Here is a 10,131-nt window from a genome sequence, read left to right as displayed (position 1 = left end):
TCATCATTTAAGATATTAGCACGAAGAGCTGGATTTATGTATACCTCATCCACATATTCCATTGTAAATCCAGTTACTCCGGCACCTAATGCTCCTACTGGCGCAGGAATGCCTGATACAAATCTTCCTGCTCCTCCAACTACGAACATCGCAGAAGTCTTAACACCTTGTTCTATACCTGTTGCAGTACCGTATGCCACCGCCTGACTTTCAGTATATCCATCTCGTTCTGCCTGCGCCTTGCTATTTCCTCCTGCACTGACACCATATAGTGCTCCTGTTCCAACTGCTCCTGCTACTAGTCCTACTGCTCCAGCTCCACCGGTAGCTACAGCAATACCAACGCCTGGTGCAGCCGCTCCTACCACTTTAGAACCTGTGTATAAGTACATTTCACCCTTTGTCTTTGCACTTGACATTATCATGCCATCTAGATATTCGTATGTGGTGTTCATTGCAACACCATCTCTATCATCATTTAGTCCAAATACATTTTCGATACCCGTGGATATGCTATCAAATCCTATTCCAACTTCATAGACAGCTTTTAGAACTGTACTATCCTTTATCCCTTCATATTGAGCAGCTGCTGCCTTTTGTCTTAAGCTAGGGATTAATAAATCTATATACTCATCTGCATAATCTGTGCCATTAATACTATCATTATAGTATAGATAGTTATAATCTCTTATTTGCTCCTCGGTCATAAATCCCAGCGCATCATCTATATATGTACTATATCCACTAACAGCATATGAACAAGCCGCTTCTGCTTGATAATTAATATCATTAATATATCTGTATCTTCCAGAATCATCATTTTCTGCTTTTAATCCTTCATGATACTGAGCCGCACTTGAATTCTCATCAGCAAATATACACTTTTTCTCTAACTCTGCTACTCTTGTGGCATCCTTTACAATCTTAAGATTCTTTCTATAATCCTCTACCTTTTCCTCTTCTTCTATGAGGTCATACTTTTGATCATATGAAAGGCCATCCTGGTTAAATATAACTCCCTGGTAATTGCTAAGAATTCCCTCTTCTTTATATGTAGCTCCCCAATTCACCACAAGTCCCTGAGGTATTTCGCCTACTTTAACCCCAAATTTAGGAGCCTCTGTTCCGGTAGGGACCTCACAAATGACATTAGATTGCGATAGGGTATAAAGCTGTTGAAATCCTTCTGTTTCACCATATCCCATACCTGCATCAAATATCATGAGCAGATACATTTTTTCCGGCTGCATATATGCTACATATTGATCAAAGTTCTTTCCATCTAACTTAGTTGGAATTCCCTCGTTATTAGTAGATACTAATTCACTTTCATTTAAAGCATTATAGAACTTTTCTAGAGTCTCGGTGTCTCCCTCTTCAAGAGCTTTGTTGTACCAATCAACCATGATTACTATATCCATAACCCTCCAGGTACATACATCACTATTGATGGTCGCTTCTGCTTTTTCAGCTAGATATACCTCTTCGAATTTATCTATGTCATCTATATACTGTGCTGCCTGTGTTTCTGGACAATGTGAAATTACAAACTGACACATTCTGCTATTAATATCATCTATTCGAGATTCAAAATCCATATCTTTAATATATGATTTTGCATCTGAATCAAAAAATATAAGCTTATGTAAGCACTCTCCCAAATATCCTGAATAATTATTCGAACCCGCACCACAAAACCGAACAAATCTATCCATCTGTTCAGTAAAATTCATATCAGAGAAGGTGCCATATTTTTCAAAACGGCTTAACTCACTATGCTTATTTACCACCAGCTTTACTTCATCTTCAAACTGTGATCGCATATCCTGAAAATCATTGCGAATTTTTTCTACAACATCATACTCGATATGTCCATCAGCAGCTTTATCTACCATAAGACCAAAGTTATCAATAATCGCAGCATTGACTTCCTTCATATCCTTATGAAGTTGAATAATATCAAGAAGCAACTGTTTTTCTGTTCCACCAAGAACTTTCTTAGCTACTTCTGCATCTTCCCCTTGCCATGCTTCTGTATTTTCAAATGTCTCAACGTCTTCAAAAAAATAATTAGCGCATAACTCAAAATATGTAGTAGCATCCTCTATATCTGTAAAAAATAAAGATGTATCTCCTACATCAAAAAATTTTCCATTATTATTGCTCACTTTTATTCTCCCACCTAAGCTAATACCAACTAACGATTACGTTTTCTCTGTCGTTCTCTTTCTCTTTCCTCTTCTTCCTCGATGGCTCTTATTCTAGCATTACACCGTCCTATCTCAGCTTGTAAATCCTTTATCATTTGATTTGCCTTATCTATACATGCGCTTAGTTCTTTAATGGTCGTCTCGCAAGCATCTACCACATCATGTATCCCATCTCCCACATAGGACCGATCCTCGATGGCTCCATCACACAAATCCCTGTTCCAAGTCTGGCCATGACTAATATCATAATTACGCACGGATGTCTCTTGACCTTGTAATGTAATTGAGTATCCTGAAAACTCCCTAGATTCAGATTCCATATCCCTAATATCTTTTTTTATCTGTTCTATTTCAGCATTACACTCGCCAATTCTTCTTTGTAAATCTGATTTCTCGCTCATATATCCCCCTTACAATTACTGAGCCTGACTTACCGACTCTGCTGCCATTTCATCTGCTGCTTTTATATTTTCTGTAGCTGCCGTCAAAAGGGATATAACATCTATGTTCATAAAAATCTTATACCTATTAGTCATCTCCTGAACCTGTAGCCAAAGATTATCCATATATTCCATAGTATCTGTGCCATTAGCCCTCTCTGCATTATCAAAAGTAGCATCCGGAATCCCCAATAACTCTGCTGACTGATTTATAGCACTTACGATGTTGTTATATTCAGCCTCATCAAATATAGAAACGTTACTTGATGATCTTTTTACGTTACCTAAATATATATCCGCTTCCATAAATCCTCCCAATTAATAATGTGTAGATTTCACATTTTTTTCATATTTATAATATTCGCTCTTTTCTTACATCTTGTCAATATTTATTTTGCATATTATTACTTTTTTTGTATTTAATCCATACTCTATACCAAATATAAAAAACCGCTAGTCTCTCGACTAACGGTTTTATAATCATACACTTATATATTATCTAGACACTAATTAATAGTTTATTATCTGCTCTACCAAATCCATATCATCGCTACAATACTTCTTGTAGACTTCGCTCATGGCATCGCGGAATTTCTGTTTTTCCTCTACATCTAAGTAGATTACCTGTGTGCCATTTTCTATAGCTATCTGCTTAGAAAGATTCTCGCGCTCTGTCCAGAGCTTGCGCTCGTAGACGGCTGATTCCTTGGCACATTCTTCGATTATCTTTTGATCTGCACTATCAAGCATTTCCCATACTACTTTTGAGCAAACCTGCATCTCTGGAACTCGGATGTGCTCGTCTATAGTGTAGTATTTAGCCAGCTTGTTGTGTCCCATAGCCTGATATGATGGCCAGTTGTTCTCAGCTCCATCTACGGTACCCTTCTCAAGAGCTGAATAAACCTCCGAATATGTTACCTCAACTGGTGTTGCTCCAAGAGCAGATACCATGTCTGACATCATGGCCGACTCCTGAACTCTTATTTTCATGCCGGCACAGTCTTCCACAGATGTAATAGGCTTATCTGTACTGTAGAAATTACGGGCACCTGCATCGTACCAGGACAGACCTACAAGGTCATATTCATCTGCCTTGGCTAAAAACTCATCACCAATATCCCCCTCAAGAACTCTCCACATATGTTCCGAGTCATTGTATAGGTATGGCAATAGAAGTACATTCATGTCTGGAATAACTTCTGCAAGCTGGGATGTTGAAACACGGGCAAAGGCAATACCGCCGTATTTCATTTGGTTTATTACTTCTCTTTCGCTGCCCATTTTGGCATCGCACATGACCTCAATTTTGATACGGCCATTGGTTCTCTCATAAACCAGCTCTGCAAACTTTTTATCACCTTGAGTGGTCGGATAGTCCTCAGTCTGATTATCTGCATAGTAAAATACAAACTCAGGGGCAGGCTCCGCCTTTTTGTCCCTTTTAAAAAGTAATACCAACACAGCAGAAACTGCAATTATTAAAAATACTAGGACTAGTCCAATCCATCTCTTTTTCATCTTTGCATCACACCATTTCTATACTCGCTAGGAGTCATACCTGTCTGACGCTTAAATACTCTAGTAAAATAATTAGCGTCACGATATCCGGACTCAAAGCAAATATCCTTAATATTTATCAAAGGATTCTCCAAAAGCTTCTTGGCCTTTTCAATCCTATACTCATTTAAGTATACGATAAAACTCTTGCCAAAATTCTGCTTAAATAACTTGCAGAAATATACTTCTGAATATCCTATTACTTCCGCAACATCCTGGAGGGAAATGTCCTCCTTGTAGTGCTCATGGATGTAATTCATTACTTCCTTAGCTACGGCCTTGGCCTTGCTGAAGCTGAAATCTTCCTCATCTCTAAGAGGTACCTGTACATTTCTAATCGGAGCCTCAGCGTCACTATTAGCACCTTTTTTATCAGCAATACTAAAGGACTCCTCGAAGGCACCTATTATATCTTCATCTGAGCCAGGCTTGAGCAAATAGTCAAGCGCCTTAACTGTTATCGCTTTTTTAGCATAGTTAAATTCATCAAATGCTGTTAGAAAAATAATACTACATTCTTTATCAAAATTCCTAATTTCTTCTGCAGCCTCAAGGCCACTTTTACCTGGCATCTCTATATCAAGGAGCGCAATCTGGCAATTGTTGCTCTTAAACTTATCAACTGCCTCCACTCCATTTTCCGCTAAAAATATCTCCACCTGGTCGGGGAAAAATCCATTTATTTTCTTGGATATAACCTGACGCTCGATTGGCTCGTCATCTGCTATCAATACCCTGTACATTACTATTCTCCTTATAATATGTATCACTATTTATATAAGGCAATTCTATTTCCACAGAGGTCCCCACCCCTTCTTTACTCTCTACTACCATACTGGCTGTCTTGTACATCGCCTTAATTCGTCTATAAATATTTCCCATGCCAATACCCATAGAGGCACTGTCTTTTTGCTCAAGAGAACGAACCAGCTTGTCTAATGTCTCCTGGCTCATTCCAACTCCGGTATCAACTACGGAAATAAATAAGTTTTCTTCTCTTTTACTAATTTCAACTAAAACACAACCGCCTTCCATCTTTGGGGCGATTCCGTGAATAATACAATTTTCAATAAGTGGCTGAAGTGTAAATGTTGGAACAAAAACATCATCTGCATCAACTGTACACTTCACTATATATTTAACCCTGTCTCCAAATCTCATCTTCTGGAGATACATGTAATTCTCAGAAACCTGAAGCTCCTTGGATAATAGGACCTCCTTACCCTGAGTCTTGAGATTGTATCTAAACAAAGAGCTAAGAGCTTTTATCATTTCCTCAGTGGTGTCGGCTCCTTCTAAGTTTGCCATACCACCAATTACATTTAAGGTGTTAAATAAGAAATGTGGATTGATTTGATTCTTTAGAAGCTCAAGGTTCATAGCATCAAGCTGCTTTTCTACCTCTAAAGTCTCCACCTCTTTTGCATGAAGCCTGTCAAGGGCCTCTCGTCTCTTTTCAAGAGCGTCTATATACTCTCCTGTTGCGTATTTCATTTTGTTAAAAGCGTGAACCAGCTCACCAATTTCGTCTTCATTTTTCACAACAACGTCATCAATATAAAAATCGTTGATTGCTATTCGTCTAGAAGCATCAGCCAAGGTAAGCACCGGCTCAGTAATGTCCTTATTCATTCTTCTAGATATTTCAACAACAACTACAAAGAAAAAGGCGCTAATAGCAAGGGCTAGCACTGGAATTGCAAGCACCTTTGGAATCAGTTCCTTATATTTAGCATTACCCTCTTTCAAGGTAAAATCTACGAATCGTCTACTATAGCTGACCATATAGTCCTGCATATTGTATATGGAATATAGCTTTGAGACATACTCATCCTTTAAAAGATCTCCATTTAGGAGCTCATCCATGTACTGGCGATAAACTCCATAAGTAGTCTTCAAAGAAAAAAGCTGGGCATACCTGTCCTCTCCTAGATAATTGTAATCTAGTGGCACTTTATCGATAGCCTTAGATGTGTTGTCTAAAGCCTTCATCAGCTCATTTAAATTATCCTCTGATTTATTATCGATATATTTATTAAAGCTAGCTTTTTCCTCATCAAGAGAGATAATAATCTGACCTCCATTAGAGTTGTCTTCCATTATCTCGTTGATATCAATTACAAATAATCGTATCAAAAAAGCATCAAAAACAATTGCCACCACAATAGTGAGCAAAACTGTTCCTATAAATAATGAAATTTTATTTTTAATTGTAGCTTTAATCCAAAAAGAGTTTAATTTTTTCATATTTTCAAAAACAAGACAGCATGTATAGTTACTATAGTAAGTATAATGCTGTCTTGCAAATTTTTCTATTCTAGATTTTAACTACCTAACATATTTGGAAGGAACATGCTTATTTCAGGTATAAATGTAATTAAAATAAGTACTGCAATCATGCATAAGTAAAATGGAAGTGTAGCTTTTACAACTTTCTCCATTTTTACTTTACCAACTGCTGATCCAATGAAGAGAACGCCTCCAACAGGTGGGGTTAAAAGTCCGATACCACAGTTAAGAATAAGCATGATACCAAACTGGATTGGAGTGATTCCAATTGACTCAGCGATTGGGAGAAGGATTGGTGTTGCAATAAGGATGATAGGTGCCATATCCATAATGCAGCCAAGCACAAGTAAAATACAGTTGATAAGAAGTGCTATAGCTATTGGATTACGTGTCAAACCTACAATCGCGCTTGCAGCTAAATCTGGTACATGAAGCATTGTGAGGCAATAACCAAAAATGCTTGATGTTGCAATAAGGATAAGAACGATTGAAAGTGTTCCAATACACTGGTCAAATGTCTTCCATACGCCCTTCCATGTAAGTCCCTTGTAAACAAATACGCTGACAAGAAGACTGTAAATAACTGCAACGGCTGCTGACTCAGTAGCTGTGAATACGCCGCCTACAACGCCAACTACAACTATGATGATAGCTGCCAAAGCCCAGAATGAAGTTCCAAGTTGCTTTATAAATTTAATAAAGTTGAACTTCTCACCCTTAGGGTAATTTCTTTTCTTAGAGATGATAAATGAACCTATCATAAGAGAAATGGCAAGTAACGCTCCTGGTATATATCCTGCTAAGAAAAGAGCACCAACTGAAATTCCTCCAGCACTCATGGCGTAAATTACCATGTTGTGGCTAGGTGGAACCAATAGTCCTTCACATGATGATGTAATTGTAACTGCAGTTGAGAAGTCATCATCATAACCTTCTTCAACCATCATTGGAATAAGGATACTTCCAAGGGATGCAGTATCAGCAGCTGCTGAACCAGAAATACCACCGAAGAAATATGATGCCACGATATTAACCATTGACATACCGCCGGTCATCCATCCTACGCAGGCATTAGCTAGTGCAATCAGCCTCTCTGAAATTCCACCGCCTCCCATCAAGCAGCCCATTGTTATAAAGAAAGGCACAGCCATCAAGCTATATGAACTGATACCTTTAACCATTTGCTGGCATACAAGTGATAAAGGAAGACCCATGTACAACAAGCAAAAAATAGATGATAGTGCTACAGCATAAGCAATTTGAAATCTGAGTAATATCATTACCAGAAAGCTTATAAGCAACACTGCTATTGCTCCAGTATTAACTGCCATTACTTATCGCCCTCCTTTAAACAAATACCCTTAACATGGTTGTATAGTAACTCTAATTCAAATACAAACATTGCTATTCCTGCAACAGGAATTGGAAAATACATCCAAAATCTAGACAGCCATGGCATACTTGTGTATGTTCCGACTGCTCCTATTGAGATTGCATACTGCCATCCAATAACCACCATTACTACTGCAAGAACCATTACAAACAAATCATTTAATATATCGAGTGTCTTTACTAATCCCTTTGGAAGACGCTCATCAAATGCTGTCATACGTATATGCGATCTATTTCTAATAGCTAGCGCAGCAGAAAGTACCGCCATATAAGACATAAGTGTAAGTACCATCTGCTCTGTCCATGCAGAATCAGGGATAAAACTTACATATCGTCCTGTAATGCTGTATACGGTAATCAAGATATCTGCCACAAGTAAAACCTTGCAGATAAAGAGCATTACCTTATATGTAACATCATATAGTGGCTTTATTTTATCTACTCGTTTAAAAATGCCTTCCATAAATCCTCTTTTCTACTGCATATCAACGATCTGCTGATATAAATCTTCCTGACCCTTAATATTTTCATCAACTACAGGCTTTACAGCGTCCTGCCATGGAGTAATATCCTCAACCTCGATGATATTAACGCCATCATCCTTGAGCTGCTGAAGAACTACGTTCTCCTGCTCCTCTGAAATCTGCTTATTGTACTCCTGTGTTGCCTTTCCAGCCTCAACAAGAATCTGCTGCTGCTCTTCTGTAAGCTTATCCCATGTTGAATCAGCGATGATTACTTCAAGGGCACCAATTGTGTGGCCATCAAGTACCATGTTGTTAGCTACTTCTGGGAATGCGTTTGTCTTGTAGTTAGAGATTGGCTGCTCTGCTGCATCAACAACGCCTGTCTGAAGAGCTGAATATAACTCGTTAAAGCTTACAACTGTTGGGTTAGCACCAAGGCCCTTTACCAAACCGTTCATTACAGGGTCATCAGAAACACGAACCTTCATACCGTTGAACTTATCAATTGTTGAGATGTCCTCATTTGAGAAGAAATGACGGAAGCCTTCCTCTCCATAGAAGAGACCTCTTACACCACTACCATTCTCATGTGGCTCAAGTAAGAATTCCTCTGCTAAATCAGATGTAGCAAAATTCCAGTAGTGATCACGGCTTACGAATGTGTATGGAAGTGACATTAACTTTGTCTTGTTTGCTCCATATGGTGTAAGGCTGAATGGAGAAATACGTGCGATATCGATGTTACCGCCGCCACCAAGCATCTGATCTAATACCTGATCCTCAGGTCCTAAAACTGCGCCTGCCTGAAGGTCAATCTTGATTGTTCCATTAGATCTTGCTTCAACTTCCTCTTTGAATTTCTGATCTGTCATACCTGCAACTGAATCAAGTGGATTAACCTCTGCCATTACAAGTGTGATTACCTCGCCGTCCGCTGCGGCTGCTGGTGTCTCAGCATCATTTACTGCTGATGTCTCTGGAGCTGATACTCCACATGCAGTCATTGAGAAAACTAATGCTGCTGTAAGAATTGTAGAAAGAATCTTTTTCTTCATATTTTTACCTCCCAAAAAAGATTTAAAATTACCTGTCATGTCTGACAATGACATTATAAGTGACTATTTTTTCTCAATAAATCGGACATTCTAAACATTCCTAGCATTATTTAAACATGTTTAAAAATATCCTATTGTGCCAGAAAATCCCTTATACAAAGGAGCTTTTTTTGTATAAAAAATGCACAATTCCCCGCATGAGAAATTGTGCATTTTTCTTTGAATCATTGAACGTTTTTATTTGGAGTTTTATTTAGTTTCTGTTATGGATTATTTATCTCTTTACACGAGCACCTGCGCCACCCATAATAGCCTCAACCTCGGCACATGTAGCCATTGTTGTATCACCAGGTGTTGTCATAGCAAGTGCACCATGAGCTGTACCATACTCTACAGCCTTTGCAGCATCTGCTGTTGTCATGAGACCATAGATAAGACCTGAAGCAAATGAATCACCACCGCCTACACGATCCATAATCTCAAGTCCCTTGTAATCCTTTGCCTTATGAATCTGGCCATCTGCCCAGCAAAGTGCTGACCAATCATTTACAGTAGCTGTCTTTACTGTACGAAGAGTTGTAGCAACAACCTTGAAGTTAGGATATACCTTTGAAGCCTCATCAATCATCTTCTTGTAGCCATCGATGTTAAGCTCCTTAAGGTTTGCATCATTTCCCTCGATTTCGAAACCAAGGCAAGCTGTGAAATCTTCCTCGTT

At 38.6% G+C, this 10,131-nt stretch carries 10 protein-coding genes; all 10 read right to left on the bottom strand.

Annotation, left to right across the window (positions count from 1 at the left end; all coding sequences use genetic code 11):
• Positions 1-2,168, bottom strand: a 2,168-nt coding sequence (locus tag BLP50_RS13780; RefSeq protein ID WP_207645748.1) for a hypothetical protein, incomplete at its 3' end; no start/stop codon positions are given.
• A 29-nt stretch (positions 2,169-2,197) separates the two neighbouring features.
• On the bottom strand, positions 2,198-2,611 hold the full coding sequence (locus tag BLP50_RS13775; protein WP_090155782.1) for a YwqH-like family protein: 414 nt from the start codon (positions 2,609-2,611) through the stop codon (positions 2,198-2,200).
• A gap of 15 nt (positions 2,612-2,626) precedes the next feature.
• Positions 2,627-2,956, bottom strand: coding sequence for a hypothetical protein (locus tag BLP50_RS13770; RefSeq protein WP_090155780.1), 330 nt, complete (start codon positions 2,954-2,956; stop codon positions 2,627-2,629).
• A 204-nt stretch (positions 2,957-3,160) separates the two neighbouring features.
• Complete coding sequence (locus tag BLP50_RS13765; RefSeq protein WP_090155778.1) at positions 3,161-4,171, bottom strand: TRAP transporter substrate-binding protein; 1,011 nt, start codon at positions 4,169-4,171, stop codon at positions 3,161-3,163.
• Positions 4,168-4,953 carry a response regulator transcription factor gene (locus tag BLP50_RS13760; RefSeq protein ID WP_090155776.1) on the bottom strand — a complete coding sequence of 262 codons (786 nt, stop codon included), beginning with the start codon at positions 4,951-4,953 and terminating at the stop codon, positions 4,168-4,170. Before BLP50_RS13760 ends, BLP50_RS13765 begins: the two co-directional genes overlap by 4 nt.
• Positions 4,928-6,457 (bottom strand): sensor histidine kinase, encoded by a 1,530-nt coding sequence (locus tag BLP50_RS13755; protein ID WP_090155773.1) that lies wholly within the window; start codon positions 6,455-6,457, stop codon positions 4,928-4,930. Before BLP50_RS13755 ends, BLP50_RS13760 begins: the two co-directional genes overlap by 26 nt.
• 77 nt (positions 6,458-6,534) lie before the next feature.
• Entirely contained in the window at positions 6,535-7,830 is a 1,296-nt protein-coding gene (locus BLP50_RS13750; RefSeq protein WP_090155771.1) for a TRAP transporter large permease, read from the bottom strand.
• A complete protein-coding gene (locus BLP50_RS13745; protein WP_090155770.1) occupies positions 7,830-8,354 on the bottom strand; it encodes a TRAP transporter small permease in 525 nt (174 codons plus the stop codon). The genes BLP50_RS13750 and BLP50_RS13745 overlap by 1 nt, the downstream gene beginning before the upstream one ends.
• A 12-nt stretch (positions 8,355-8,366) precedes the next feature.
• Positions 8,367-9,413, bottom strand: a complete 1,047-nt coding sequence (locus tag BLP50_RS13740; RefSeq protein ID WP_090155768.1) for a TRAP transporter substrate-binding protein — start codon at positions 9,411-9,413, stop codon at positions 8,367-8,369.
• Positions 9,414-9,687: 274 nt separating this feature from the next.
• Positions 9,688-10,131, bottom strand: a 444-nt coding sequence (locus BLP50_RS13735; protein WP_242869283.1) for a PfkB family carbohydrate kinase, incomplete at its 5' end; no start/stop codon positions are given.

The organism is Pseudobutyrivibrio sp. AR14, assembly GCF_900101325.1.
Classification (GTDB): Bacteria; Bacillota; Clostridia; order Lachnospirales; family Lachnospiraceae; genus Pseudobutyrivibrio.
The sequence above is the reverse complement of the archived record's forward strand: the minus strand, read 5'-3'. Positions and strand labels throughout refer to the sequence as shown.

Coding starts and splice junctions, on each gene's coding strand:
- BLP50_RS13775 (WP_090155782.1), bottom strand. CDS start 2,611: ATGAGCGAGAAATCAGATTTACAAAGAAGAATTGGCGAGTGTAATGCT.
- BLP50_RS13770 (WP_090155780.1), bottom strand. CDS start 2,956: ATGGAAGCGGATATATATTTAGGTAACGTAAAAAGATCATCAAGTAAC.
- BLP50_RS13765 (WP_090155778.1), bottom strand. CDS start 4,171: ATGAAAAAGAGATGGATTGGACTAGTCCTAGTATTTTTAATAATTGCA.
- BLP50_RS13760 (WP_090155776.1), bottom strand. CDS start 4,953: ATGTACAGGGTATTGATAGCAGATGACGAGCCAATCGAGCGTCAGGTT.
- BLP50_RS13755 (WP_090155773.1), bottom strand. CDS start 6,457: ATGAAAAAATTAAACTCTTTTTGGATTAAAGCTACAATTAAAAATAAA.
- BLP50_RS13750 (WP_090155771.1), bottom strand. CDS start 7,830: ATGGCAGTTAATACTGGAGCAATAGCAGTGTTGCTTATAAGCTTTCTG.
- BLP50_RS13745 (WP_090155770.1), bottom strand. CDS start 8,354: ATGGAAGGCATTTTTAAACGAGTAGATAAAATAAAGCCACTATATGAT.
- BLP50_RS13740 (WP_090155768.1), bottom strand. CDS start 9,413: ATGAAGAAAAAGATTCTTTCTACAATTCTTACAGCAGCATTAGTTTTC.